Annotated in this window: 21 protein-coding genes, 2 tRNA genes and 1 pseudogene; 21 read left to right on the top strand and 3 right to left on the bottom strand. The window is 61.4% G+C overall.

Annotated features, from left to right (window positions below; all coding sequences use genetic code 11):
* The first annotated feature begins 140 nt into the window (after positions 1-140).
* From RX395_RS00885 to RX395_RS00895, 3 genes and pseudogenes are all read left to right on the top strand, one after another.
* Complete coding sequence (locus RX395_RS00885; RefSeq protein ID WP_316364788.1) at positions 141-1,445, top strand: MFS transporter; 1,305 nt, start codon at positions 141-143, stop codon at positions 1,443-1,445.
* A 157-nt stretch (positions 1,446-1,602) separates the two neighbouring features.
* Entirely contained in the window at positions 1,603-2,181 is a 579-nt protein-coding gene (locus tag RX395_RS00890) for a xanthine phosphoribosyltransferase (protein ID WP_022095227.1), read from the top strand.
* A 152-nt stretch (positions 2,182-2,333) separates the two neighbouring features.
* Positions 2,334-2,645, top strand: a pseudogene (locus tag RX395_RS00895) (peptide chain release factor family protein); the annotation flags it as partial.
* 86 nt (positions 2,646-2,731) lie between these two features.
* Here RX395_RS00895 and RX395_RS00900 read toward each other — a convergent pair.
* Positions 2,732-3,694, bottom strand: a complete 963-nt coding sequence (locus RX395_RS00900) for a diacylglycerol/lipid kinase family protein (protein ID WP_316364789.1) — start codon at positions 3,692-3,694, stop codon at positions 2,732-2,734.
* Between the two features lie 87 nt (positions 3,695-3,781).
* The gene (locus RX395_RS00905; RefSeq protein ID WP_316364791.1) at positions 3,782-5,203 is read right to left on the bottom strand and encodes a chloride channel protein; all 1,422 of its coding nucleotides are present in this window, start codon (positions 5,201-5,203) and stop codon (positions 3,782-3,784) included.
* Positions 5,204-5,413: 210 nt separating this feature from the next.
* On the opposite strand from RX395_RS00905, the gene RX395_RS00910 reads away from it, so the two are divergent.
* The 15 genes from RX395_RS00910 (at position 5,414) to RX395_RS00980 (ending at position 19,687) form a co-directional block, all read left to right on the top strand.
* Positions 5,414-6,676, top strand: a complete 1,263-nt coding sequence (locus tag RX395_RS00910; protein WP_316364792.1) for a molybdopterin molybdotransferase MoeA — start codon at positions 5,414-5,416, stop codon at positions 6,674-6,676.
* A gap of 10 nt (positions 6,677-6,686) precedes the next feature.
* Positions 6,687-7,166, top strand: a complete 480-nt coding sequence (locus tag RX395_RS00915) for a MogA/MoaB family molybdenum cofactor biosynthesis protein (RefSeq protein WP_316364794.1) — start codon at positions 6,687-6,689, stop codon at positions 7,164-7,166.
* A 203-nt stretch (positions 7,167-7,369) separates the two neighbouring features.
* Positions 7,370-8,245 (top strand): molybdate ABC transporter substrate-binding protein, encoded by an 876-nt coding sequence (modA, locus tag RX395_RS00920; protein ID WP_316364795.1) that lies wholly within the window; start codon positions 7,370-7,372, stop codon positions 8,243-8,245.
* Positions 8,246-8,313: 68 nt separating this feature from the next.
* Entirely contained in the window at positions 8,314-9,756 is a 1,443-nt protein-coding gene (gene modB, locus RX395_RS00925) for a molybdate ABC transporter permease subunit (protein ID WP_316364797.1), read from the top strand.
* 3 nt (positions 9,757-9,759) lie between these two features.
* Entirely contained in the window at positions 9,760-10,830 is a 1,071-nt protein-coding gene (locus tag RX395_RS00930) for a sulfate/molybdate ABC transporter ATP-binding protein (protein ID WP_316364798.1), read from the top strand.
* A gap of 444 nt (positions 10,831-11,274) precedes the next feature.
* Positions 11,275-12,558, top strand: a complete 1,284-nt coding sequence (locus RX395_RS00935) for a double-cubane-cluster-containing anaerobic reductase (RefSeq protein ID WP_316364800.1) — start codon at positions 11,275-11,277, stop codon at positions 12,556-12,558.
* 157 nt (positions 12,559-12,715) lie between these two features.
* Positions 12,716-13,879, top strand: a complete 1,164-nt coding sequence (locus RX395_RS00940) for a double-cubane-cluster-containing anaerobic reductase (RefSeq protein WP_316364802.1) — start codon at positions 12,716-12,718, stop codon at positions 13,877-13,879.
* A gap of 155 nt (positions 13,880-14,034) precedes the next feature.
* A complete protein-coding gene (locus RX395_RS00945; RefSeq protein WP_316364803.1) occupies positions 14,035-14,799 on the top strand; it encodes an acyl-CoA dehydratase activase in 765 nt (254 codons plus the stop codon).
* 69 nt (positions 14,800-14,868) lie between these two features.
* A complete protein-coding gene (selD, locus tag RX395_RS00950; RefSeq protein WP_316364805.1) occupies positions 14,869-15,918 on the top strand; it encodes a selenide, water dikinase SelD in 1,050 nt (349 codons plus the stop codon).
* A 61-nt stretch (positions 15,919-15,979) separates the two neighbouring features.
* Positions 15,980-16,606: a sulfurtransferase-like selenium metabolism protein YedF gene (yedF, locus tag RX395_RS00955; protein ID WP_316364806.1), complete on the top strand. Its 627-nt coding sequence runs from the start codon at positions 15,980-15,982 to the stop codon at positions 16,604-16,606.
* Between the two features lie 19 nt (positions 16,607-16,625).
* Complete coding sequence (locus RX395_RS00960) at positions 16,626-16,877, top strand: DUF3343 domain-containing protein (protein WP_117746402.1); 252 nt, start codon at positions 16,626-16,628, stop codon at positions 16,875-16,877.
* Entirely contained in the window at positions 16,874-18,013 is a 1,140-nt protein-coding gene (locus RX395_RS00965) for an aminotransferase class V-fold PLP-dependent enzyme (protein WP_316364808.1), read from the top strand. Before RX395_RS00960 ends, RX395_RS00965 begins: the two co-directional genes overlap by 4 nt.
* Before the next feature lie 67 nt (positions 18,014-18,080).
* On the top strand, positions 18,081-19,439 hold the full coding sequence (gene brnQ, locus RX395_RS00970) for a branched-chain amino acid transport system II carrier protein (RefSeq protein ID WP_316364810.1): 1,359 nt from the start codon (positions 18,081-18,083) through the stop codon (positions 19,437-19,439).
* Between the two features lie 91 nt (positions 19,440-19,530).
* Positions 19,531-19,607: transfer RNA gene (locus tag RX395_RS00975), tRNA-Pro, on the top strand.
* 6 nt (positions 19,608-19,613) lie between these two features.
* A tRNA-Gly gene (locus tag RX395_RS00980) sits at positions 19,614-19,687 on the top strand.
* 743 nt (positions 19,688-20,430) lie between these two features.
* Here RX395_RS00980 and RX395_RS00985 read toward each other — a convergent pair.
* Complete coding sequence (locus tag RX395_RS00985) at positions 20,431-20,637, bottom strand: hypothetical protein (protein ID WP_316364811.1); 207 nt, start codon at positions 20,635-20,637, stop codon at positions 20,431-20,433.
* Here RX395_RS00985 and RX395_RS00990 point away from each other — a divergent pair, their 5' ends adjacent.
* Genes RX395_RS00990 through RX395_RS01000 form a run of 3 tightly spaced genes read left to right on the top strand, consistent with a single transcriptional unit; the run spans position 20,638 to position 24,897 of the window.
* The gene (locus RX395_RS00990; RefSeq protein WP_316364812.1) at positions 20,638-22,482 is read left to right on the top strand and encodes a proton-conducting transporter transmembrane domain-containing protein; all 1,845 of its coding nucleotides are present in this window, start codon (positions 20,638-20,640) and stop codon (positions 22,480-22,482) included. It begins immediately after the preceding gene.
* 17 nt (positions 22,483-22,499) lie between these two features.
* A complete protein-coding gene (locus RX395_RS00995; protein ID WP_006234113.1) occupies positions 22,500-23,423 on the top strand; it encodes a respiratory chain complex I subunit 1 family protein in 924 nt (307 codons plus the stop codon).
* Positions 23,424-23,439: 16 nt separating this feature from the next.
* Positions 23,440-24,897 carry a hydrogenase 4 subunit D gene (locus tag RX395_RS01000; protein ID WP_006234112.1) on the top strand — a complete coding sequence of 486 codons (1,458 nt, stop codon included), beginning with the start codon at positions 23,440-23,442 and terminating at the stop codon, positions 24,895-24,897.
* Positions 24,898-24,900 lie beyond the last annotated feature (3 nt).

Here is a 24,900-nt window from a genome sequence, read left to right on the forward strand (position 1 = left end):
AGCGTTCGCATAAGGCGCCGATGCTGGCAGAAAGCTTCGGTGACCTTTCGTTCCGATTCCGTAGGCGGGACCCCAATCGCGGCTGTTTGCATGCGATTGGGGCCCCGTTTTTTTGCGTTGGGCCACTCGAAAGGATGGATATGGAGAAAACTGCAGAGCAGCTGCGCCGCGAGCACATTGCCCTAGAGGGCGACACCCATGGAAAGAACAAGTGGGCGATTCTGTTTACCGTGCTCATCATGACGTTTATGGTGTGTCTGGATTCGACCGTCGTGACCGTGGCGCTGCCCGTGATGCAAAAGGAGCTGGGCGTGGGCCTCGATCGCATTCAGCTGGTAAGCTCGGTGTATCTGCTTGCGACTTGCGTGGCTATGTTGCCGTTTGGCCGTCTGGGCGACGTGCGCGGCAAGGTGAATGTGTTCCAGTTGGGCGTCATCGTCTTTTCGGTCGGTTCGCTGCTGTGCGGCCTTTCGGCCTCGCTCGAGGTTCTTATCCTGGCACGCATTGTTCAGGGCATAGGTTGCGCGGCGGCCATGGCTAACAACATGGGTATCATCACCGAGTCGTTTCCGGCGCGCGAACGAGGCCGTGCCATGGGTATTCTTGCGACCTTCGTGGCCCTCGGCATGATGTGTGGCCCCGTGCTCGGTGGCATGCTGGTGGCAAGCTTTCCCTGGGAGAGCATCTTCCTCATCAACCTGCCCATTGGCGTCATCTCGTTTATCGTGGGGCTCTACACGCTGCCGCATGTTAAGCCGGAGGCCGGCGAGCGCCCCATGTCCCTGATCGAGGCCGCTCGTCGCTGCTTTGCAAATTCGGCCTTCACCATCAACCTTGCCTGCATGCTCATCGTGTTCGTTGGCATCGGCGCATCCGAGTTTATTCTGCCGTTCTATTTTCAGGACGCCCACAGCTTTGGTTCTGACATTTCCGGACTGCTCTTTTTGGCGCTGCCAATGGTGAATGCCTTTATCGGCCCGCTTTCGGGTACGGTTTCGGACCGTGTTGGCTGCGAGGGCCCCACGGCGGTCGGCCTGGGCGTGTACGTATGCGGTCTCTTTGCGGTAAGCACGCTCGACGAGCACTCTTCTATCCCTGTGATCGTCTGCTGCGTCGCGTTTATGTCGTGCGGTACGTCGATTTTCCAGAGCCCCAACAACTCGTTGTATATGGGCTCGGCTCCGCGCGAAGCGCTCGGCTTTGCGGGCAGCCTGGGTAGCCTGGCGCGCTATGCTGGCATGGCACTCGGCATTACGGTGGCGTCGAATATCCTGTATGGGCAGATGAGCGTGGCGATGGGCGAGGCTGTGACCAGTTTTGTTGCAGGCCGTCCGGATGTATTCCTATTCGGCTTTCGCTCGGTGTTCTACGTGCTTATGGTTGTGGCCGCCGTGGGCTTTGCGCTTGCCATGGTTCGTTTGGTGAGGATGCGCTCCCGCCATTAGCGTGTTGGGAGGCTGTCTGCCACGATTCGCGCCGTCCCAAAAAGACTGGTTTGTGGTGCGATGCGGCTTGTGGGGCGGGCGGGGGTCGGTCCGTGGTAGACTATCGAACAACGTTTATTAATCGCGCGGTATCGTTGCCGCGAGAAGGGGTTGCGCCATGCAGGAGCTTGAGGATCGTATTCGCCATGACGGCATCGTAAAGGCCGGTAACGTCCTTAAGGTTGATGCCTTCCTCAACCACCAGTGCGACGTTGAGCTGTTCGACCACATGGGTGCCGAGTGGGCCCGTCTTTTCGAGGGTGTCGAGATCAACAAGATCCTGACGATCGAAGCTTCGGGCATTGGCATGGCTTGCATTGCAGCCCAGCATTTTGGCGGCGTGCCAGTGGTCTTTGCTAAGAAGGCGCAGTCCATCAACCTCGACGGCGAGCAGTATGCCACGACCATCTATTCCTTTACCAAGCAGAAGGAGTACCCGGTTATCGTTGGCAAGCGTTTCCTGTCTGAGGGCGACAAGGTCCTGATCATCGACGACTTCCTGGCCAACGGCTGCGCGCTCGAGGGTCTTATCAAGATCTGCGAGGCTGCGGGTGCCGAGGTGTCCGGTATTGGCATTGCGGTGGAGAAGGGCTTCCAGGGCGGTGGCGATAAGCTCCGCGAGCGCGGCTTCCGCGTTGAGAGCCTGGCCCGTATCGCCGATATGGACTGCGAGACCGGCGAGATCACTTTCGCCTAAGCGCGCAACACAAGCGATTGGTATGCGATGTGACAAAGGGACTTTCCCTTTGTCACATTTTTTGTATGAGGGGAAGTGTTGATATGGACGAGAACAAGATGGGATGGCGCGAGTATGCGCGCTATGCCGAGATGTCGGCCGAGGAGTTGGCGCGCGATTGCGAGGTGCAGGTGTTTCGCGCGACGGGTCCGGGCGGACAAGGCGTCAACACGACGGACTCGGCGGTGCGCATGAAACATATCCCTTCGGGGATTGTCGTGACGGCGCGTGAGAGCCGCAGCCAGTTCCAGAACCGTGCAAGCTGTCTGCGTAAGCTGAGGGCAGAGCTTGAGCGTCGTGGCCGTCCGCCGCGCCGACGCGTAAAGACCAAGGTGCCCCAGCGCTCGCGTCAGCGCAGGCTCTACGACAAGCACTTCAACGCGATTAAAAAAGCCAACCGACGCAAGCCGGGCAGCGAAGAATAGCCTTCTCATAAGTTGCGGTGAAATAGGGACTGTTTTGCGGCTTTAGCTGCATAAACAGTCCCTATTTCACCGCAACTTAGGTGGGGTTAGCGGGTGGGGTGCCAGACGTGGAGGGCGGCGGGAAGGATGTCCACCTCGATGCGCGAGGCGACAACGGGCTCGCCGTCGGCTTGGATGGGGTAGTCGGGCTCCTCGAACGTGAGCTCGGCATGACGGCAACGACGCATGCGAACCGGCGGCAGCTTGGTATGATGGCCGTCCTTGGCCGAAAGGAACATAGGTAGGGCTACCGCGCGAGGGACGGGGCCGCAGGCGTAGCAGACGTCGAGCATGCCGTCGCAGGGGTCGGCATCGGGGCAGATGCGATAGCCCGAGCCATACGTGGGGCCCAGCTGAATCGCCATGATGATCGCCCTTACGCGCTCGGCGGGCGCGCCGTCAAAGCTGATGGTCATGGGGTAGTTGCGATAGCGAAGGCCAAACTGCTCAAGTCCCGAGAGAGTGTAGAGCGGAGCGCCCGTCAAGCCGGTCTTTTTGCGTAGCTCGGTGGTGCCCAGGCCGATGGCGGCATCGATGCCGACCGAAAGCGTCTGGTCGTAGTACTCAACGGTAGCCTCGCCGCTGCCGCTTGCGGGGTTCCATGAGCGAATGCGCCCGATGTCCTGACGCTGCAGCTCACAGGTGAGCAGTGCGCCAAAATCCTTGCCGGAGAAATCGTCGATGCCGAGCGTTTGGGCAAAATCGTTGCCGGAGCCAACGGGCAGGACGGCAAGAGCAGGGCGGGCGTCCTCCTTTTGCGTCATAAGCCCATTGACGACCTCGTGGATCACGCCGTCGCCGCCAAGGGCGATAACGGTGCGATAGCCCTGGGCCTGTGCGGCCAGCTCCTTGGCGTGTCCCATGCGCTCGGTTAGCACCAGGTCAAACTGGGATGCGCGTGCAGTCATGTCCAAAAAGCGTTGCAGGCGCTCGGCAACTTCGTGCGCCGCACCCGACTGGGCGGCTGGGTTGGCGATGATGAGCGTGCGGCCAAAATCAGTTGCGTGCATGGGGCGACTCCCGGCGTATGACGTGACGGTGCGGTCGCGCTCAGGTCGAATTGCCCCCGATTGTGGCTGCACGTCGAATACTTACGTCTACTCTATCAGGTCGTTGTGGCGCTCGATAGCATCCGCTACCGTACCGCCCTCATCCACAATAAGCGAACGGCGCTTGGGCGAGATGATGCGCTGGGCGGGGTACACGCCGCGGTGTCCGGCAGTTAGGTAGCTGATAAAGGCCACGATGACAAAGAACCCGGCTGCCGTGCCGTGGAACAGGTCGATGGCCATCATGCAGGTGGTGATGGGCACGTTGAGGCCGGCACAGAACACGCCGAGCATGCCGAGAGCCGCCAGAAAACTGGGGTCGATTCCGACGAGGCAACCGATCCAGCCGCCGAGCGCCGCACCGATGCCAAACAGGGGCGTGACCTCGCCGCCTTGGAAGCCCGCACCCAGGGTAAGCGCTGTGACGACCAACTTGATGGCTGCGTCCGCCAGGGTGGTGTTGCCGGCAAATCCGGCGCCGGAAAGCCACGTGGAAAGGCCGGCGTAGTCCCAGGCGTCGAGAAGGGCATAGGCGGCCAAAACCACGAGTGCGCCTATGAGTGCGCGAACGAGGTAATTGGTGATAAAGCGACCGTACAGGCTCTTGACGGTTCGAACTGACCAGGCAAAGAGGCGTGCCGTCAGACCGAAGATAATGGCGCTGATAACAACGATGACAACCGTCCGTGGCGTCATGTTGGGAACGCTGGCGATAACATTCGCCTCGTACTCGGTACCCAGGGCGAGTGATGTAAAGTAGCCGGTAAACGAGGCGACCAGGCAGTAGATGCCCGCGGTGTAGTCGATCTTGCCGATAAAGCACATCTCCATGCCAAAGAAAGCTCCGGCAAGGGGCGAACCGAATACGGCGCCAAAGGCCGACGAGATGCCGGCGAGCATGAGGTCGTGGTGGTCATGCTTTTTAAGGTGGGCGAGGCTCGAGATGTTGCTGGCGATGGTGCCGCCAATCTGAACCGCGGCTCCCTCGCGACCGGCCGATCCACCCGTTAGGTGCGTGAGCGTGGAGCAGACGAAGGTGAGGACGGCCATGCGCATATGGATGAGGCGTGTGCCCAGAGCGGAGTCGATGACCAGGTTGTTACCGCGTTTGGCGGCAAGACCGTGGTTTTTGTACACCCATGCGGTGGCAACGCCCACAACGGGAAGCAGTGCGTAAATCCACGCATGGTGCTCGCGATAGTCGGTGGCGATATTCAGCGAGGCCAAAAACGCCCAAGCGGTAACGCCCATGGCGAGCGAGACAATGACGACGAGCGCGAGCAACTTGGCGCTCGCGAGTAGGTTGCGGGCGTTGCGGCGCGTGTCGGCAGCCAAGAGCTGCTCGGAGCGGGTAAGTTGATGCCTGCCTGCCGTGATGACGTCGTTCAGGGAGAAAAAGCCGCCATCGTCGAGCGGCTGGGAATGATCCTGCGTTTCGTTTGCGCTTTCGGGTTTGTCGTTATGAGCCATACGTTCCTCTTTTAGGTTGCAACGCAAGCATTATAAAACGCGGCAAACGCGACGAGCCGGTGGGTTGGTTTCCATTCTGTTTCGCGGCTTGCGGCCGACAGGTGTATTTACTGGTACAGGCTGAGTCGCGGTCGTGCGTCGGGGGATTATACTGAGAAAAGCATAAAGAATCGGCGCCCCTGTTGTGCGCCGTGACATTAAGAGGTGCATATGGCAGAGAAACTCATTCCGCTGGATGACGCACAGTCGATTGTCCTGTCGCACGTTGCTCCGACCAATCTCGTCGAGATTCCCGTGTGGCAGGCCGCCGGTCTTCCCTTGGCCGAGGACGCGGTGGCCGATATCGACATCTCGCCGTTTGCCAACAGCGCTATGGACGGATATGCCGTGCGCTCGGCGGACTTGGCGCAGGCATCTGGCGAGGCGCCGGTGACGCTCGACGTTATCGGACACGAGGCCGCGGGCCATGTGTTTGAGGGCGCTATCGGCGCGGGCGAGGCGGTCCGCATTATGACAGGCGCGCCGGTGCCCGAAGGTGCCGACGCCGTGGTGAAATACGAGATCGTCGATGTGCTCGACGGCGATGGCAACGAGGGCTCGCACGTTCGCTTCTCGGCGCCGGCCAAGGTAGGGGAGAACGTTCGCTCTGCCGCCGAGGAGGCCCATGCCGGCGATGCTGTGATGCGCGCCGGCGAGGTCGTGGCTCCGGCGGGCGCGGGTCTGCTGGCAAGCGCCGGATACGCGAACGTGAAGGTGCACGCTGCCCCGCGTGTGGGCATCATCTCGCTGGGCACGGAACTGGTCGCACCGAGTAACGTGCCGGCGCGCGGGCAGATTCGCGACTCCAACTCCTCGGCGTTGATGGCCGAGGCGCTCGATGCAGGAGCCGAGCCCGTGTTCTACGGCATTGCGCCCGACGATGAGCAGGCGATTGCCGAACTGGTGCATCGCGCCGTGCAGGAGTGCGATTTTGTCATTACGAGCGGTGGCGCCTCGGCGGGCGATTACGACTACGTGACGGCGCTCGTCCGGCGCGAGGGCGAGGTGCTGTTTGACCGCATTTCGATGCGTCCGGGCAAGGCCATCACGTTTGGCTTGCTCGGGGGTAAGCCCTACCTGGGGCTTTCAGGCAATCCGGCCGCGGCGTATGTGGGCTTTGAGATGCTCGCGCGCCCGGCGATGCGCAAGATGCGTGGTTTTGCCGAGGGGGCGCGCCCCGTGCAGCGAGCGGTTCTTACCCACGGTGTGAAAAAGCGCCAGGACCGACGCTTCTTCGATCGCGCCACGGTTTCGCGCGACCCCGAGACCGGTGAGCTGTTGGTGACCGAGGCCAAGACGCAGAATTCGGCGCTGCTTGGAACTATGCAGCGTGCGAACTGCCTGTTGCGTATTGACGAAGGACCGTGCGAGCTCAAGGTGGGAGATGCCGTGGACGTTGTTCGCGTCGACCTGCCCGAGGGCGCCGTGTTGTAGGGGGAATGCTATGGAGCTGAAGATATCGATCGTGACGTGCTCGGACACACGCGATCTTTTGCAGGATGAGGCCGGAGCCGCACTCGAGGAACTTATCGAGGCACAGGGCTGGGCGGTCGCCTCGCATGTGGTCGTGCGCGACGACGTCAGCGAGATTGGTGATGCCATTGCGGAAGCCGCCGATGAGTGCCACGCCAATGTCGTGCTCACCTGCGGCGGCACGGGGCTTTCGATGCGCGACGTGACGCCCGAGGCGACGCGTGCCGTCTGCGACCGTGATGTGCCGGGTATTGCCGAGGCGATTCGCGCGTACTCGATGACCAAGACGCGCCGCGCAATGCTCTCGCGTGCTATTTGCATGCAACGAGGTCATACACTTGTCGCAAACTTTCCCGGTTCTACGAAGGCCGCCCGCGAAAGCTGGGAGGCCATAGCGGACCAGCTGGAGCATGCGGCTCAGATGACAGCGGGCGGCGGACATACCAACTAGGTGGTTTACCTGCGGCGGGGCGACCTGAACGGCTGCTCCGCCTTTGTTTTCCGCCGAAGCGACGCCGAGGTGCACGGTAACTTGAAACTATATTCTCTGACGAGAATAATTTCTCACTATCATTATTCTCGCAGAAGTATAATCTGATTGCAGATTAAAGCCCGCGGTGGGGTACCCGGGCACAAGGTCCGAAAGGGTTGAATATGTTCGATATGGTTTCTCGCCGCGGTTTTGTCTCGCTTTCTGCTGCCGCTGCCGCCGGCCTTGGCCTTGCTGGCTGCTCGGGCAACAAGACGTCCGAGCTCGCTGGTTCCGATACCGGCTCCGCCAAGTCTTCCTCTAAGAAGAAAGCTGTCGAGCTGCAGGTCTTTGCCGCCAACTCGCTCGAGAAGGCCCTGCCCGAGGTTCAGGAGTTCTACACCGAGCAGACCGGCACCACGTTTGCCGACACGCAGTTTAAGGCGTCTGGCGACCTTGTCGAGCAGATGCGCGCCGGTGCCGCCGTCGACGTGCTCATCACGGCTTCCAAGGGCACCATGGACGACGCCGAGGCCGCCGAGCTCGTCGACGCCGACACGCGTGAGGACATGTTCGTCAACGACCTTGTGATCATTCGCGCCGAGGGCTCCGACACCAAGGTCGAGGCCATCGCCGACGTCGCGAATCTGGACGGCAAGATCGCCATCGGCGACGCCAAGACCGTCCCTGCCGGAAAGTACGCCAACCAGGCGTTGGCCTCCGTGGGCCTCTACACCGGCACCGAGGGCGACGACGGTGAGTATGCTCCCGAGATTGCCGACAAGGTCGCACTGGCCGATAAGGTGGGCACCGCCGCCGCCTATGTGTCCACAGGCGACTGCGTGGCCGGTTTTGTCTACAGTTCTGACATCTACCGCTACGACGGCATCGAGGAGGCCTTCGTGTGCCCCGAGGACTCGCACAAGCCCATCGTGTACCCGGGTGCCGTTGCCGAGAGCTCCGAGCACGCCGACGAGGCCAAGGCGTTCATCGACTTCTGCCTGACCAACAAGAAGGCTCAGAAGATTTGGGCCAAGTACGGCTTTGAGCTTTCCGCGTAGTGCGGCTTGGCGCGATAATTCCATCGTTTTGTGTTTCACTCCGTCCTTGTATTCGCTTGGAGCTTTTCGTGCTTAATAGATTCCGCATGCTTGTCGCCTGTGCTTTGACCTTCGCGCTTTGCTGGGTGCCGGGATTTGCGTTTGCTGGGGACGCTGAGGACGGGGCCCAGGCTGCTGCGACCGCTCATGGGCTTTCCTATGGGATCGAGGGTTTTGAGCGGTTGGCCAAGGGGACCGCTCGTGCCATGGAGGGCCAGCCTGAGGGCTACCGGTTTCCCGTTGACGAGGACGTGGACCTTGTGGTGGCGCCTGCTGCCGATCGCGTTGTGGTGTGGATATCGCCCAAGGCGGTCGAGAAGTATGGATTGGATCCGCAGGACAACGAGTGCGTATCGGGTCTCAAGGCCCTCGTCTGTAAGCTCGACAGCGCAAACTGCATGGGAGGTGCGCAGCTGGGGGACGTGGATCTTCCTTGGTATGTCACGGCGGAAACAACGTTTGATTCCGGCGGGTATACCTATGGCTTTGACGAGCGCGGTGCGGATGGGGACCGCTATGTGGTGATTGCATCAGCCTCGGGTGATGCCAAGGGCGGCGCGCGTTGGCTTGATAGCGCTCAAATGGTAGAAGCATCGTCTGTCGTATTGCGGGATGAGCAGGGCCCCTGGACCTCTCTGACCTCCTTTTTGTGCGACATCGACTATCGCCCGTTTTGGGTGTCCATAAAAACGAGCGGCCTTGCCCTGCTGATCTCCTTTGCGCTGGGCCTGTTCGCCGCGTGGAAGACTATGGGTACCTCGAGCCGCATCAAGGGCCTGCTCGACTCGGTCTTTACCATCCCTATGGTGCTGCCGCCCACGGTCTGCGGCTTTTTGTTGCTTATGCTGTTTGGTCGCTCGACCAGTGTTGGACAGTGGCTTATCGCGCACGGCATCTCAATCGTCTTTACGTGGCCCGCGGCGGTGATATCTGCCGTGGTGGTGTCGTTCCCGCTCGTCTATCGTACGGCACTCGGAGCCTTCGAGAGCCTCGACACGCAGATGCTCGATGCGGCGCGCACGCTGGGATGGTCCGAGCGTCGCATCTTTACCAAGCTTATGATGCCGCTTGGCTGGCCTTCTATTGCCGCCGGCACGGTGCTCGCCTTTGCCCGCGCGATGGGCGAGTTTGGCTGCACGCTGTTCTTTGCGGGCAACTACGCCGGTATTACGCAGACCATTCCCATCGCCATCTACTTTGAGTGGATGGGCGGCAACACATCGGTAGCCCTCTTTTGGGTCGTGGTCGTAATTGCGTTCAGCTTCCTGGTCATCCTATTCATCAATATGTACACGGCGTATTCGCAAAAGTATCGCGAGCGCGGCCTGTCCCGCGCGGAGCGCAAGCAGGCCAAGCGGCTGGGCGGCCAGACCGATTCGCTCGACCCAGTCGGCGGCGATGCCTTGCGTATCGATCGCGAGGCGCTGGCCGAGCTTATGCGCGATGACACGGCCGCAAAGGGAGGTCGATAAGCCATGTCGCTCGTTCTGGATATCAAAAAGCACTACCCCGGGTTTATGCTCGACATGCAGCTTGAGGCCGGCGAGGAGCGTGTGGCGCTGCTCGGTGCCTCCGGATGTGGCAAGAGCTGCACACTGCGTTGCATTGCTGGTGTGGAGACGCCCGACGAGGGCAAAATCGTCGTCAACGGCGCGACCTTTTTTGATTCGGCCGCGGGCATCAACCTGTCGCCCCAGGAGCGAAAATGCGCCCTGCTCTTCCAAAACTATCAGCTGTTTCCCAACATGACGGTGGCCGATAACGTATGTGCCGGCGTAAAGGACGCGGGCGACGCCGCGGCGCGCAAAAAGCTTGCCGAGTGCTATTTGGGCATTTTCGGCCTGGCCGACTTTGCCGACCGCTATCCCGCGCGACTCTCGGGCGGTCAGCAGCAACGTGTGGCGCTTGCGCGCATGGTGGCGGCGCATCCGGGCATTTTTATGTTTGACGAGCCCATGAGCGCGCTCGATTCCTATCTTAAGAGCGCACTCGAGCAGAACATGCTCGACCTGTTCGATGTGTGCAACCGCACCGTGCTCTACGTGAGCCACGACATCGACGAAGCATGCCGCCTCTGCCAGCGCATCTGCGTGATGCACGACGGGCATGTTGAGGAGACCGGCTCCGTCGAGGACGTGGTCCGCCGTCCGCAGACGCTGGCGGCACTGCGTCTGACGGGCTGCAAGAACACAAGCCGGGCGCGCAAGATTGGGCCTCAGGAAGTTGAAGCCCTGGACTGGGGCATGACCTTTAACGTGGGCCATGAGGTTCCCGATAACGTGACGTACCTCGGTATTCGTGCGAGCTACTTCCATGTTGACAATCGCGCGGAGCGCGGTCGCAACAGCTACGATTTGCACGTGGCCCGTGTGAGCGATTCGCGCTTTGAGCGGCTGGTGCTGCTGGACGTGCCGCGTGTTGATGCGCCCACGCGTCTGCAGTGGAAGGTGAATAAGGTGAGTGTACCCGTGGAAGAGCTGCCGCAGGCGGGTGAGACTCTGCGCATGCATTTTGATGCAAGCAGGATTCATCTCGTTTGCCGATAATGCGGGGGCGATGCGGTCGAGGAGGTAGTCCTCGACCGCTTTGTTTTCACTTCGCCGTTCGCCGATTTCTACATGACTAAACCTTATCAGTCTGATAATTAATTATCAGACAGTGAGATGCTCACATCCCGACGCTGTCGTACGCATGTCGGCGGTGTTCGTCTGGACGACAACCGTTGATATAGTTACCTTCGACGAGAAAAGGAGGGCGCGCTGATGCCGCAGAAGACATATTCGCGTCGCGTTGCGGCGCGCGCCCTGTATATGGCTCGGAGCCGCATATGAGCAGGTATGTTCACGGCTCCGGGAGAGACGACGCACAACTAAATAATCAGCTGCAAAGCAGGTTCCCCAAAATTCCGGGTTTAGGCACGGCTGGGTTTTCGCCGCCCACCGTGCAGCAATACCGTAGTTATCCGTATTTGGTTCGAGAGGGGAACCGTCATGGCTGAAGAATTCGATTTCCATCCGATGTGGGAGAGCCTCGGCATGAATCTTGCCGATCACGACATGCTGCTGGGCGCTGTGGGCCAGATGTACGGCGATATGTTCCTGACGCAGAACAATCGCCCCAAGTCCACGTCCTACCTGGATTTTGTCGCCACCAACATCCACAGCGGCCGTATTAAGGAGATGCTCGACAAGAAGGAGGCCGCCGAGGCCACCAAGATCGTCGGTTCGTTCTGTGTGTACGTGCCCGAGGAGATCGTGCTTGCCTGCGATGGCATCCCCGTTGGCCTGTGCTCGGGTGCCGACTGGGCGACCGACAAGGTCGAGGAACATCTGCCGCGCAACACCTGCCCGCTCATCAAGAGCTTTGCCGGCTTTAAGCTGGGCGAGGTCTGCCCCTACATTGAGTCGAGTGATCTGGTGGTGGGCGAGAACACCTGCGATGGCAAGAAGAAGGCCTACGAGTTCTTTGCCACGCAAAAGAACATGTACGTCATGGATATCCCCAACGTGCACGACGAGTCGACACTCGTGACCTGGAAGGCCGAGGTTAAAAAGCTTGCCGCCAAGATCGAGGAAGAGTGCGGCGTCAAGATTACGCCCGAGCGCCTGAAGGCTGCCATCCACGCCGTCAACGAGAAGCGTCGCGCCCTGCAGCGTCTGGCTGCCACGCGCGCTGCCGATCCGGCGCCCATCAGCGGTCTCGACAGCCTGCTGACCGTTCAGGCCGCCTTTATGGACGACACGCCGCGTCTGACCGGAGCCATCAACGAGATGGCCGCCGAGTGCGAGCAGCGTGTCGAGGCCGGCGAGGGTGTGGCGCCCAAGGGCACCAAGCGCATCCTGTACACCGGTACGCCCATGGCCGTCCCCAACTGGAAACTGTTCAACCTTATCGAGAAGGCCGGCGGCGTCGTGGTAGGCGAGGAATCCTGCACGGGTTCACGCTACTACAAGGACCTGGTCGACGAATCCGGCGAGACGGTCGACGAGATGCTCGACGCCATCGCCGAGCGCTACTTTAAGATCAACTGCGCCGTCTTTACGCCCAACGACCAGCGTATGAAGGACATCGTTCAGATGGCCAAGGACCTGCATGCCGACGGCATCGTCGACGTGGCCCTGCAGTTCTGCACGCTCTACGAGATGGAGTCGTTTGCCGTGGAGAAGGCCGCCGAGGAGGCCGGTATTCCGTTTATGCATATCACCACCGACTACGCCGGCGAGGATGCAGGCCAACTGCAAACCAGGATTGAGGCTTTCTTGGAAACCATTTAGGGCTATATCCGTCCCGGCGGCTTCCCCAGGCATCCGATCTTGCCGTTCAAACCGTCGCTTGCGTACCAAAGTACGCGGCGACTCCTCTTTCACGGCAACCTCGGGCACCTGGGAAAGCCGTCTCCTTGGTTGGTTAAAAGGTTTGTTAAGGAGTTATATGTCGGAATATATTGAGCAGCCGTTGCCGCGCACGTTTGAGGAGTTCAACGAGCAACGCAAGGCCGCGTTTATTCGCGTTAAGGATTACAAACAGGCCGGCAATCGCCTGGTCGGCTTTTTGTGCAGCTATACGCCACTCGAGATTATCGATGCCGCGGGCGCTGCAAGTGTGGCCTTGTGCGGCACATCCGACGAGGTAATTCCCGAGGCCGAGAAGGTGCTGCCGGCAAATCTGTGTCCGCTCATCAAGTCGACGTACGGTTTTGCCTATTCACAAAAGTGCCCGTTTACGTACTTTAGCGACATGATCATCGGCGAGACCACCTGCGACGGCAAGAAGAAGATGTACGAGTTACTTAACGAGCTCAAGCGCACGCACATTCTGCACCTGCCACAGGGTCGCGATCGCGCCTACGAGCGCGAGGGCTGGTACGAGGAGTGCCGTCTGCTCAAGGAGGAGCTCGAGAACTTCTACGGTATTACGATCACCGATGACGACCTGCGCGCTGCCGTCCGTCGTCGCAATCGCCTGCGTGCTGCCCAGCTCGAGATGTTTGCGCTGCAGGCCAACCAGCCGGCGGCCATGAGCGGCGTCGACCTGATGAGCACTATGTTTGCCGGTACGTTTAGCTTTGATATCGAGGCCTATACGCAGCAGCTGGAGCAAAAGGTCGCCAAGCTGCGCGAGGCCTACGACGCGGGCGAGCGCCCGGTTGCGGCGGATGCCAAGCGCATTCTGATTACCGGCTGCCCGGTGGGCGGCGTGATCAACAAAATCGGCCGCACCATCGAGTCCAACGGCGGCGTGGTCGTGTGCATGGACGACTGCTCGGGCGAGCGCACGGCGGCCATGATGATCGATTCGGAGGCTCCCGACATCCTGCGCGCCATTGCCGACCGCTACCTGGATATCAACTGCTCGGTCATGACGCCCAACGACGGCCGTATGGAAAACACGCTGGCCATGTGCGAGAAGTATCACGTCGATGGCGTGGTGGAGAGCGTGCTCCAGGCGTGCCACACCTTCAACGTTGAGAGTGCGCGCATGCAGGAGGCCGTCGAGGGTGCGGGCATTCCGTACATGAAGATTGAGACCGACTACAGCAACGGCGACATGGGCCAGATCGAGACCCGCATCGCCGCCTTCATCGAAACCCTCTAGCTTCCTCAGGCGCCGGATCTTGCTCCTCAAACCGTCGCTTGCGTACCCAAAGTACGCTGCGCTCCTCTTTCGGGGCAATCTCCGGCACATGAGAAACCTAGAGCTAAGGCGCCTGAACGCGCCGCTACCTTTGATGTTTAGATTGGAAGAGAGCCATGATAGGGATCGGGATCGATATCGGGTCTACGGCGGCTAAGGCCGCTGTGGTCGATGGGGAGGGTTCGGTGGCGTGGACGTGCGTGCAGCCAACCGGGTTCTCCTCGGTCGATGCTTCCGAGCGGCTGCGCGAGGCACTGGCAGCGGCGGGCTATGACGTGACGGGCGACGATGTGCGTGTGGTCGCGACCGGCTACGGCCGTGTCGCCGTGCCCTATGCGCACAAGGTCGTGACCGAGATCACCTGCCACGGCACCGGTGCCGTGCGCCTGTTTGGCGATCACGGCACGGTGATTGACGTGGGCGGCCAGGACACCAAGGTCATCCAGCTTAAAGGCGGCCGCGTGGTCAAATTTGCCATGAACGACAAGTGCGCTGCCGGCACGGGGCGCTTTCTGGAGATCATGGCCGACCGCCTAGGCATTTCCCAGCAGCAGATGGCCGACCTGGCGCGTTCCGGCGAGCCCACCAAGATTAGCAGCATGTGCACGGTGTTTGCCGAAAGCGAGGTTATCAGCCTGATCGGTCGCGGTGAGCCGCGCGAGAACATTGCGCGTGGCGTGATCGACAGCGTGGTTTCGCGCGTGGCGACCATGGCCGGGCAGGCCGCGGGCGCCCCGTACTATCTGACCGGCGGCCTGTGCGAAAACGCCTATGTCGTTGAACGGTTGGGCGAGCTACTGGGGTCGCCGGTGACCACCTCGCCCCAGGCTCGCTTTGCCGGAGCGATCGGCGCGGCGATTCGCGCACAGGCGCTAGGGTGATGTATCGGCCGTGGAAGCGCGTTCATGCGTATACTGGGATGCATTGTTTGTGTTTGAGAGGAGGTATCGATGGCTGACGATCAGATTAAGCTCACGTCTATGACGGCCGCGAGCGGTTGAGCCGCTAAGTTGGCCCCCGGAGCCCTCGCCCAGGTCCTGGGCGATTTACCCAATGTGCATAACGACAACTTGCTCGTGGGGTTCGATACCTCTGACGATGCGAGCGTCTTCCGCGTAGGGGAGAACCTGGGCCTCGTGCAGTCCATCGACTTCTTTCCGCCGATGGTCGACGACCCGTTTCTGTTTGGCCAGATTGCCGCAGCCAACTCGCTGTCGGATATCTACGCCATGGGCGGGCGGCCGAGCCATGCTATGAACCTGCTCTGCATACCCAGTTGTCTGGGCGTTGAAGTTGCCGGTCAGATTCTGGCAGGCGGCGCCGACAAGTGCGTCGAGGCGGGTTGCTCCATCGCGGGCGGCCACACCATCAACGACGACGAGCCCAAGTACGGGCTGTCCGTGAGCGGTTTTGTCGCGCTCGACCGCATGTTCGCCAACAGCGGCGCACGCGCAGGCGATGTTCTGCTGCTGACCAAGGCGATCGGCTCGGGCATCATCACCACGGCCATTAAGGGCGAGCTCATCGAGCAGGACGAGGCCGCAGCCATGTTTGACTCGATGCGCGCCCTCAACGAGGCCCCGATCCGTTTGGCCGAGGGGCTCGAACTTCACGGCTGCACCGACATTACGGGCTTTGGCCTGATCGGGCATGCGTGCGAGATGGCCGAGGGTTCGGGCGTGCAGATTGAGCTTGCGTCGGGGTCGGTGCCGCTCTTTGACCAGGTGCTCGACATGGCGCGTCTGGGCATTATCCCCGCGGGCTCCTACCGCAACCAGGACTTCTTTGGCCCGCGCGTGGCGGCTGACGATGACCTGGAGCCGGGCATGTTGGATGCGCTGTACGATCCGCAGACATCGGGCGGTTTGCTCATCGCGGCGCCTGCTGCCGATGTGGATGGGCTTGCGCGTCGCCTGCATGCCGAGGGGCGCATCGCGGCCGTTGTCGGGCGCGTGTGCGAGGCGGAGCCGGGCGGTCCTGCCGTTCGCGTTGTTCGCTAGCCCGCACGTTTATGTAACTGTTTGCCGTTCTCTAGAACGGCTCTTTCGAAAGGAATTTGCTATGTCTACCAAGATTGAAGTCAATGCCATGGGCGATGCCTGCCCGCTGCCCGTCGTCAAGACGCTCAAAGCCCTGAAGCAGCTCGATGGCGAGGGCACCGTCGTGACCTCGGTCGATAACGAGACCGCCGTCAAGAACATCTCCAAGATGGCGCAGGAAAAGGGCTGCACAGCCTCGGTCGAGAAGGTTTCTGACGACGAGTGGCACGTGACCGTGGCGACCTCTGGCGCCGTTGCCGTGGCCGATTCCGAGCAGGATGGCGCTGCCTTCTGCGACGCCAGCGCCGGCAAGGGCAAGCTCGTCATTTCCGTCTACACCGACTGCATGGGCCGCGGCGACGACGAGCTGGGCCACAAGCTCATGAAGGCTTTCATCTTTGCCGTGACGCAGCAGGAGGAGCTGCCCGCGACCATGCTGTTCTACAACGGCGGCGCCAAGCTCACCGTCGAGGGCTCGCCGGTGCTCGATGACCTGAAGGGCTTGGCCGAGCAGGGTGTCGAGATTCTCACCTGCGGTACCTGCCTCGATCACTATGGCATTAAAGACCAGCTTGCGGTGGGCGAAGTCACCAACATGTACGTGATCGTGGAGAAGATGGAGCAGGCCGTGCGCGTCGTGCGCCCGTAGCGTATTGGTTGGAGTTGCCATGAGGGAGAAGCGCCCGGCGCTTGTTATCACGTTTCCTACCACGGCGGCCGCCATGGGGTGCGAGACCTTATGCATCGAGCGCGGCCTTCCCGGGCGAACAATTCCCGTGCCCGGGGAGGTCGCTGCCGGCTGCGGTCTGGCGTGGAAGGCGTTGCCTGCCGATGAGGAGCTGCTGCGCAGCGAGCTTACCGCGGCGGGCGTTCCTACCGAGGGCTATACCGTGATCGATATGTGGGAGGTCGTGCGATGATCTACCTAGATAACGCGGCGACGACCATGCACAAGCCGCAGACGGTCATCGATGCCGTGACGCAGGCGATGTGTTCGCTCGGCAATGCCGGGCGCGGCGCCACGTCGGGTGCCCTCGATGCCGCTCGTACGATTCATGGCTGCCGTGCCAAGCTCGCGCGCCTTTTGGGTTGCCCGAGGGCGGACCATGTGTGCTTTACGCCCAACTCCACGGCGGCGCTCAACACCGTCATCAATGGCGTGGTGCGCCCCGGCGATCGCGTGGTCACGACGGTGCTTGAGCACAACTCGGTGCTACGTCCGCTCAACCGCTTGGCGACGGAGCAGGGTGTGACGGTTGAGCATGCGGGTTGCGATGCGAGCGGCGTGCTCGACTACGACGAGCTCGAGCGGCTGGTCACGCCCGGTACGCGTGCCGTGGTGGTGACGCACGCCTCCAATGTGACCGGCAACGCGGTCGACGTTGCACGCGTGGCTGCCATGGCCCATGCGGCCGGCGCGCTGGTGATCATCGATGCCTCGCAGTCTGCTGGTACGGCGAAGATTGACATGAATGCCATGGGGCTCGATGTTGTGTGCTTTACTGGCCACAAGGGGCTCATGGGTCCGCAGGGGACCGGCGGGCTGGCCGTGGCGGAGGGCATTGACGTGGCGCCGTGGGCCATGGGCGGCACGGGCGTGCACAGCTTCGATACGTTGCAGCCCATGGAGTGGCCCACGCGCCTTGAGGCGGGCACGCTCAACGGCCACGGCATCGCGGGACTTTCTGCCGGCCTCGACTTTATCGAGGCCCAAGGCGGGGTCGAGGCGATTGCGGCGCATGAGCGCTCGCTTGCAGAGCGCTTCCTCGCCGGTGTTCGAAAGATTCCGGGGATTAAGCTCTACGGTGCCTTTGACCAACCCGCGCGCTCGGCGATCGTGTCGCTCAACGTGGGCGATATCGACTCTGCCGAGATTTCGGACGCGCTCATGCAAGGGTGGGGGATTGCGACGCGCCCCGGCGCCCATTGCGCTCCGCTCATGCACCGCGCGCTCGGGACCGAGCGCCAAGGCGTGGTTCGCTTCTCGTTTGGGTATTTCAACACGGACGAGGAAGTCGACACCGCGATCGACGCTTTGCGCGATTTAGCCTGCTAGAGCGTATATACTTGCGGGACGGGTCTTTTGCCCGTCCCGTTTTTGTTTCGACCCGAAAGGTGTGCCTATGGCCTCATCCGCTCCGCGCGGTCTGCGCTCCGACCATGTCGTCACCGTCGGCATTGCGCTGTTCTCGATGCTCTTTGGCGCCGGTAACCTCATCATTCCACCGTTGCTGGCACTTCAGGCCGGCACGGCTACGCCGCTTGCCATGATCGGCTTTTTGATTGCCGCTATCGGTTTGCCCGTTATGGGATTTATCGCCGTCGCGCTCGCCGGCACGGCCCGCGAGCTGGCTGGGCGCGTGCATCCCAAGTTTGGCGAATTCTTCGTTGCGGCGGTCTATCTGGCCATCGGCCCGTGCCTGGCCATTCCGCGCACAAGCTCTACGGCGTTCGAAATGCTGGTGCCGCTGCTGCCCGAGGGCGTTTCGCTCGGTACGGCACGTCTGGTGTTTGCTATCGGGTTCTTCGTAGTCGCGTTTGTGCTTACGCTGCGCCCCGGCGTCATCACGCGCGTGCTCGGTCGCATTACGGGCCCTGCGCTCATTGCGCTTATCGTGCTGGTCGTGGGTGCTGCCGTGATCTCGCCGCTGGGACCGGCTGCCGCGCCTCAGGCTCCCTACGATGCAGGAGCCGCCGTGCAGGGCTTTTTGACTGGCTATCAGACCATGGACCTGCTCGCGTCGCTCGCCTTCGGCATCATCATCGCCGAGACCATCCACGAGTTGGGCGTTACCGACGATAGGCGCGTGGCCTTCGAGATCTCGCGTTCGGGTGTGATCGCCGGCGTGCTCATGGCCATCATCTATTGCGGCTTGGCCCTTGCCGGTATGCAGCTCGGCACCGTGATGCCCGACGCCACTAACGGCGCTGCAATCCTTGCTCGCTCGGCCTCCATGCACTTTGGCCTTGCCGGCACGGTTGTGGTATTTGCGATTTTCTTCCTCGCCTGCATGAACGTGTGCATCGGCCTCATCAGCTGCTGCTCGCGTTACTTCTGCGAGACTTATGTGGTCGAAGGGGGAGCGGAGGCCTCCGAGGAGGCCATGCGCCGTCCCTTTGCGATTCTCGCCTTTGTGTTCGCGGCGTTTTCGTGCGTGCTCTCCAACGTGGGCCTCGACGTGATCCTTATGTTCTCAGTACCTATGCTCAACGCCTTGTATCCCGTTGCCATCGTGCTGGTACTGATGGGCTTGGTGCACGGCTTTTGTGACGCGCATCCGCAGGTGTGGGTCTGGGTCGGCGGCGTTGTCGCGGTGCAGAGCGTGATCACCTCGGTTCGCGACGCGTTCTTTGCGGGCACGTGGCTGCCGTTCGATGCGCTGCCGCTGGCGGACATCGGTGCCGCGTGGGCGCCGGTTGCCGTGGTGGCGTTTGTGATCGGCCTGGCCCATAGCCAGTTTGTCGCACATTCGAGGAGCTAGGGTTTCTGCGCTTGCACAGGCGGGGAGTCTCCCCTATAATTTCCTTCGCTTTGGGACACGCAAGGTTTAGACCTTAGCTGCTCAACACCTTCGGGACGTGGCGCAGTTTGGTAGCGCGCCTGCTTTGGGAGCAGGATGTCGCAGGTTCAAATCCTGTCGTCCCGACCATATCTTGCGGGCGTAGTTCAATGGTAGAACCCCAGCCTTCCAAGCTGATGACGCGGGTTCGATTCCCGTCGCCCGCTCCATAAGATAGTTTTAACGGCTTTGGCTCCATTTGGTGCCAGAGCCGTTTTCATTAGCGTGCCGGGCGACGGGAATCGAACTCGGCAGGGTGCGAAGCTGTGAAAATGCGTGAGCATTTTCCAGCGCAGCACGCAAGGGCCAATGGCCCGCAGCGAAACAAGGGTTTGCGAAGCAAACCCTTGGACTTCCCGTCGCCCGCTCCACAAGATAGATGAATGGCTCTGGTTCCTTTTGGGACCAGAGCCATTTTCGTAAGTGCACAGGGTGACGGAATCGATGCCGCCCCGCGCCCCACCTAAGTAGCGTTGAAATATGGACTGTCGTTTGGCTTTTGCGAACCCATTGAAGGCCGGGGTAGCTAATTTGGGATGGGGCTTTTTGACTTACTCTAGCGATCGGCTGGCAAATGTGGTCAAAAAGCCCTGTTCCAAAATGACTGGTCTGGTGCTGAGCCACGAAAGCGGCCCATCTACTACGTTTGGCCCGCAGGGGTCGACAATGGCAGCATTTTTGTAAAATCGGCAAGCCGTCTACCAGCGGTTTTGATATTTCGGATTTCGGTATGGTCGAGGGCGATCGGTTAAACGTAGTAGATAGGCCCATTTCGTGGCGAACAGTAGGATTCGCGGTCCAAGGCTGCCGGTTTCGGATGGCCAACCTGGAAGTTGCGGTGGAATAGTTCCTAAAAGGCCCGTGGAAGCTTGAAAACAGGAACCATTTCACCGCAACTTAGGGTGGGATGGGGCTAGTGGCGGGATTGGTGGCGGAGCTTGTCGATGGTGGAGTCGGTGCTTCGGCTGTGGGCTTCGGCGGCGCGGTCGCGAGCATCGGCGGCGGTTTGGCGCTTGTTGCGGTAATCGATCATGCCTTGGATGATGGGCTTGCCAAAGCTCACGACATCATCGTTGTAGATGGCGGTACGGGCGGCAAGCAGACAGTCAGTAAAGTCCATATGAGTCTTGCCAAAGAGTTTGTCTTCCCGTTCGCCCGTCTCGAGCTCTTGCTCAACGGCCTTGCGGGCCTGATCGTGGTCCTCATCTCGATTCTCGCCTTTGCGGGCTTCATCTACGGTCTGTCCTACTTCGACGAGTACCCGGGCAAGGTCGGGCGCGCCGGCTTCTTTATGAACACCTTCGTCGCCTCGATGATGCTCGTCATCACCGCCGACAACGTGTTCTGGTTCCTGGTCGCCTTTGAGCTCATGTCCCTTACGAGCTACTTCCTTGTCGTTATCGAGGAGAACAAGAACTCCATTAGGGGCGGTTGGCTCTACTTCGTCATCGCGCACGTGGGCTTCGTTCTCATCATGGCGAGCTTCCTGCTCATGACCAACGGCGTGGGCGGTTCCTTCAGCTTCAGTGATTTCCGTACGCATGACTTTGGACCCGCCGTCTCCTCCGCGTGCTTCGTCCTCGCGTTCTTCGGATTTGGCGCGAAGGCCGGTATCATTCCGCTGCACTCCTGGCTGCCCCAGGCGCACCCCGAGGCGCCGTCCAACGTGTCCGCCCTCATGTCCGGCGGCATGATCAAGATCGGCATCCTGGGAATCCTCAAGGTCGGTCTCGACCTGCTCGCGGGTTCGGGCGTCCAGCTCTGGTGGGGCCTCATGGTCCTGGTCTTCGGATCCATCTTGTCGGTCCTGGGTGTCGTCTACGCCCTCCACGAGCACGACATCAAGCGCCTGCTTGCCTATCACTCCGTCGAGAACATCGGCATCATCTTGCTCGGTGTCGGCGCGTCCATGACGGCGCACGCCCTGGGCAACGACGTCATCTCGACGATCGCGCTCATGGCCGCCCTCTACCACACGCTCAACCACGCCATGTTCAAGGGCGAGCTGTTCCTCGGCGCGGGCTCCCTGCTCTATGCCACGGGTACGCGCAACATGGAGAAGATGGGCGGTCTGTTCCGCCGCATGCCGGTCACGGCCGTCTGCTTCCTCATCGGTGCCCTTGCCATCTCGGCCATCCCGCCGCTCAACGGCTTCGTTTCCGAGTGGTTCACCTACCAGTCCCTGTTCAACATCTCGACGCTCTCCGACCCGGTCGTCATGGTGTTCGCCGTCGCCTCCGCGGCCGCCCTCGCCATCACCGGTGCCCTGGCCGTCACGTGCTTCGTGAAGGCCTACGGCGTCTCGTTCGCGAGCAGCCCTCGTTCCCAGGAGGCCGCGAACGCCAAGGAGTCCCCGGCTCCGATGTTGTTCTCGCAGATGCTCCTCGCGGCCATCTGCGTGGTACTGGGAATCGGCTCCCCGGTCATCGCCCCGGTTCTGGGCGACGTCGCCCAGAGCGTGCTTGCCGGCTCTGCCATCACAGCCACCTCGGGCGTGTCTCTCGTGAACGAGATTTCCGGTGCCGCCACCTCCACCCCCGCGATCGCCATCGCGCTCGTGGTCCTCACCGGCCTCGCGTTCGCGTTGAGGTCCTGCCTCGGCGCCAAGGCCCCCGCTAAGAAGACCGACCCTTGGGCGTGCGGCTACGAGCCCAACGAGCACATGCCCGTCGTCGCCACGAGCTTCGCGTCCGACGTCGAACTCTTCATGGGCCCGCTATACACCCTGCGCGAGGTATGCACCAAGATCTGCTGGTCCATCGCGCACGTGTTCCAGAAGCTCACCGGTGTCGCCCAGGGCGTCGAGCCCCTGCCCGACCGTTTCCTGGTCGATGCACCGAGCGAGGGTGCCGACAAGCTGGCCGGCCTCGCCTCCAAGATCGAGGGCGGCAACTACTCCGTATACATCTGCTACATCGTCGCGGCGCTCGTGGTCTTCCTCGTGCTCGCCGTGGTCATGGTCTAGAGAGGGGAGAGGATATTATGAACATCGTTCTTGCGATGGCGCAGGGCCTCGTGGTCATGCTGGTCGCGCCCTTCTTCTCCGGCCTCGCCCGTGTGATTCGCGCGAAGATGCACAATCGCCGCGGTCCGTCCATCCTTCAGGATTACCGGGACCTCGCGAAGCTCATGGCGCGTCCCGAGTCCGTGAGTTCCGACTCGAGCTTCGTGCTGCGCATCATGCCGCCGCTGTTCCTCGCGGTGTCGTTTATGCTCGCCATGGGCCTGCCCATGTTCACGCTCCAGAGCCCCATGCCCGTCTTTGGTGACGCCATCACCATCATGTACGCGCTCGCGCTGTCCCGCTTCTTCTTCGCGCTGTCCGGCGTGGATTCCTCCAACGCCTACGCGGGCTTCGGCGGTATCCGCGAGCTCCTCATGAGCGTGCTCATCGAGCCGTCCATGCTCATCGCGCTGTTCACCGTCGCCATCGTGTGCGGCTCCACGGACATTGCGACCATGGGTCAGCACATCGTTACGGGCAACGTCTCGAGCGTCGTCGCCGTTATCCTCGCCGGCGTCGCCTTCGCGGCCGCCTGTTACATGGAGCTCGGCAAGCTTCCGTTCGATCAGGCCGAAGCCGAGCAGGAGCTCCAGGAGGGCCCGCTCGCCGAGCTCTCCGGCCCGTCCCTGGCCATGATGAAGCTCGCCATGGGCATGAAGCAGGTCGTGGTCGTCGCTTGGTTCACCTCCATCTTCATCCCCTGGGGAGAGCCCGCGACCATCGGCGTCACCGCTCTCGTGGGCGCCGTCGTCTTCCTCGTCAAGTGCCTGGTCGATTTCGTCGTCTGCGGCGTGCTCGAGAACTCCGTTTCCCGTTCGCGCTTCAAGGTGCTCGGTAACCAGACCTGGGCCGTCGTCGGCATCGCGGTCCTCGCGTTCGTCTTCGTCGTCGTAGGCGTGTAGGGAGAAGGGAGAAACTATGTCAATCGAATCGAGCTTGTCCCTCTTTGCCATGGTGGCGATCGCCGTCCCCATGCTGGGCTCCCTGCTCATCGTCATGCTGCCGCGTCCCTACGCTAAATGGATCTGCGCCTTTGCCGGCGGCATCGCCACGGTCGCTTCCGTTGGCTTGGCCGCGACGTTTGCCGGAAACGGCATGAACGCGGTCGATGTAACCTGGGCGAGTATGGGCCAGACCTTGGTCATGGGCTTCATATTCGACCGGATGAGCACGCTGCTCGCACCCGCGTTCGTCGCTATCGGCCTGCTCGTCGTCATCTATTCGTTCCCGTACATGAGCGATAAGAATAAGGAGCATCCCGACGCGCCCCGTCGTCGCTTCTACGTGTACTTCTCCACGTTCATCGGCGCCATGGCCGGTCTCGCCTACAGCTCCACCATCGTCGGCCAGCTCGTTTTCTTCGAGATCACCGGTGTGTGCTCCTGGGGCCTCATCAGCTACTACATGACGCCCACGGCCAAGAAGGCCGGTATGAAGGCGCTCATCATCACCCATATCGGCGCTCTGGGACTCTACATCGGCGCGGCCTTCCTGTTCGCCGGAACCGGCACGTTCGCGCTGAGCGCGATCTCCCAGCTCGATTCCGGTATGAAGACCGTCGTGCTGCTGCTCATCCTGTTCGCTGCTTGGGCCAAGTCCGCCCAGTTCCCGCTCTACATGTGGCTGCCCTCCGCAATGGAGGCCCCCACGCCCGTTTCCGCCTACCTTCATGGCGCGTCCATGGTTAAGGTCGGCGTGTGCGTGTTCGCCCGCGCTCTTGCGAGCGCCGGCGATATCCCCGAGATCGTCGGTTGGGTCGCCATCATCGACGCCGTCGTGACCATGCTCTTCGGCTTCCTCATGTACCTGCCCCAGAAGGATATGAAGCGCCTGCTCGCCTTCTCGACGATCGCGCAGCTCGCCTACGTGTTCTTTGGCCTGGGCCTCTCCGTGTTCGGAAGCCAGATGGCGTTTAACGGCGCCGTCGAGCACATCTTCAACCACGCGTTCACCAAGACCCTGTTCTTCCTCATCGCTGGCTCTCTCAGCTTCACGCTGGGAACCCGTATGCTGCCCAAGATCCAGGGCCTCATGAAGAAGTACCCGGTCACGGGCGTGGGCTTTGCGGTCGCCGCGACCGCTATCGCCGGCGTGCCCCCCATGAGCACGTTCTTTTCCAAGTTCCAGATCATTTCCGGTGGCTTCGCGGTTGGTGCTACCAACACGGTCATCTTTGTCCTCGTGTGCGTCATGGTCGTCGAGACCGTCGCCACCTTCGCATGGTTCCTGCGTTGGATGGGTAAGGTCCTGCCCGGTGAGCCGAGCGAGACCGTGGCCGCCGGCCAGCCCCTTCCGCGCGCCATGGCGTTCGTGTTCGTCGTCCTCATGATCATGGTCGTCGTCGCCGGTCCTCTGTCCTCTAGTTGGATGGGTTAGGAG

The organism is Collinsella aerofaciens (assembly GCF_032584215.1).
Lineage (GTDB): Bacteria > Actinomycetota > Coriobacteriia > Coriobacteriales > Coriobacteriaceae > Collinsella.

Bases quoted from the DNA above. Each gene is read 5' to 3' on its own strand.
- RX395_RS00885 (WP_316364788.1), top strand. From the start codon at position 141: ATGGAGAAAACTGCAGAGCAGCTGCGCCGCGAGCACATTGCCCTAGAG.
- RX395_RS00890 (WP_022095227.1), top strand. From the start codon at position 1,603: ATGCAGGAGCTTGAGGATCGTATTCGCCATGACGGCATCGTAAAGGCC.
- RX395_RS00900 (WP_316364789.1), bottom strand. From the start codon at position 3,694: ATGCACGCAACTGATTTTGGCCGCACGCTCATCATCGCCAACCCAGCC.
- RX395_RS00905 (WP_316364791.1), bottom strand. From the start codon at position 5,203: ATGGCTCATAACGACAAACCCGAAAGCGCAAACGAAACGCAGGATCAT.
- RX395_RS00910 (WP_316364792.1), top strand. From the start codon at position 5,414: ATGGCAGAGAAACTCATTCCGCTGGATGACGCACAGTCGATTGTCCTG.
- RX395_RS00915 (WP_316364794.1), top strand. From the start codon at position 6,687: ATGGAGCTGAAGATATCGATCGTGACGTGCTCGGACACACGCGATCTT.
- modA (WP_316364795.1), top strand. From the start codon at position 7,370: ATGTTCGATATGGTTTCTCGCCGCGGTTTTGTCTCGCTTTCTGCTGCC.
- RX395_RS00930 (WP_316364798.1), top strand. From the start codon at position 9,760: ATGTCGCTCGTTCTGGATATCAAAAAGCACTACCCCGGGTTTATGCTC.
- RX395_RS00935 (WP_316364800.1), top strand. From the start codon at position 11,275: ATGGCTGAAGAATTCGATTTCCATCCGATGTGGGAGAGCCTCGGCATG.
- RX395_RS00940 (WP_316364802.1), top strand. From the start codon at position 12,716: ATGTCGGAATATATTGAGCAGCCGTTGCCGCGCACGTTTGAGGAGTTC.
- RX395_RS00945 (WP_316364803.1), top strand. From the start codon at position 14,035: ATGATAGGGATCGGGATCGATATCGGGTCTACGGCGGCTAAGGCCGCT.
- yedF (WP_316364806.1), top strand. From the start codon at position 15,980: ATGTCTACCAAGATTGAAGTCAATGCCATGGGCGATGCCTGCCCGCTG.
- RX395_RS00960 (WP_117746402.1), top strand. From the start codon at position 16,626: ATGAGGGAGAAGCGCCCGGCGCTTGTTATCACGTTTCCTACCACGGCG.
- RX395_RS00965 (WP_316364808.1), top strand. From the start codon at position 16,874: ATGATCTACCTAGATAACGCGGCGACGACCATGCACAAGCCGCAGACG.
- brnQ (WP_316364810.1), top strand. From the start codon at position 18,081: ATGGCCTCATCCGCTCCGCGCGGTCTGCGCTCCGACCATGTCGTCACC.
- RX395_RS00985 (WP_316364811.1), bottom strand. From the start codon at position 20,637: ATGGACTTTACTGACTGTCTGCTTGCCGCCCGTACCGCCATCTACAAC.
- RX395_RS00990 (WP_316364812.1), top strand. From the start codon at position 20,638: ATGAGTCTTGCCAAAGAGTTTGTCTTCCCGTTCGCCCGTCTCGAGCTC.
- RX395_RS00995 (WP_006234113.1), top strand. From the start codon at position 22,500: ATGAACATCGTTCTTGCGATGGCGCAGGGCCTCGTGGTCATGCTGGTC.
- RX395_RS01000 (WP_006234112.1), top strand. From the start codon at position 23,440: ATGTCAATCGAATCGAGCTTGTCCCTCTTTGCCATGGTGGCGATCGCC.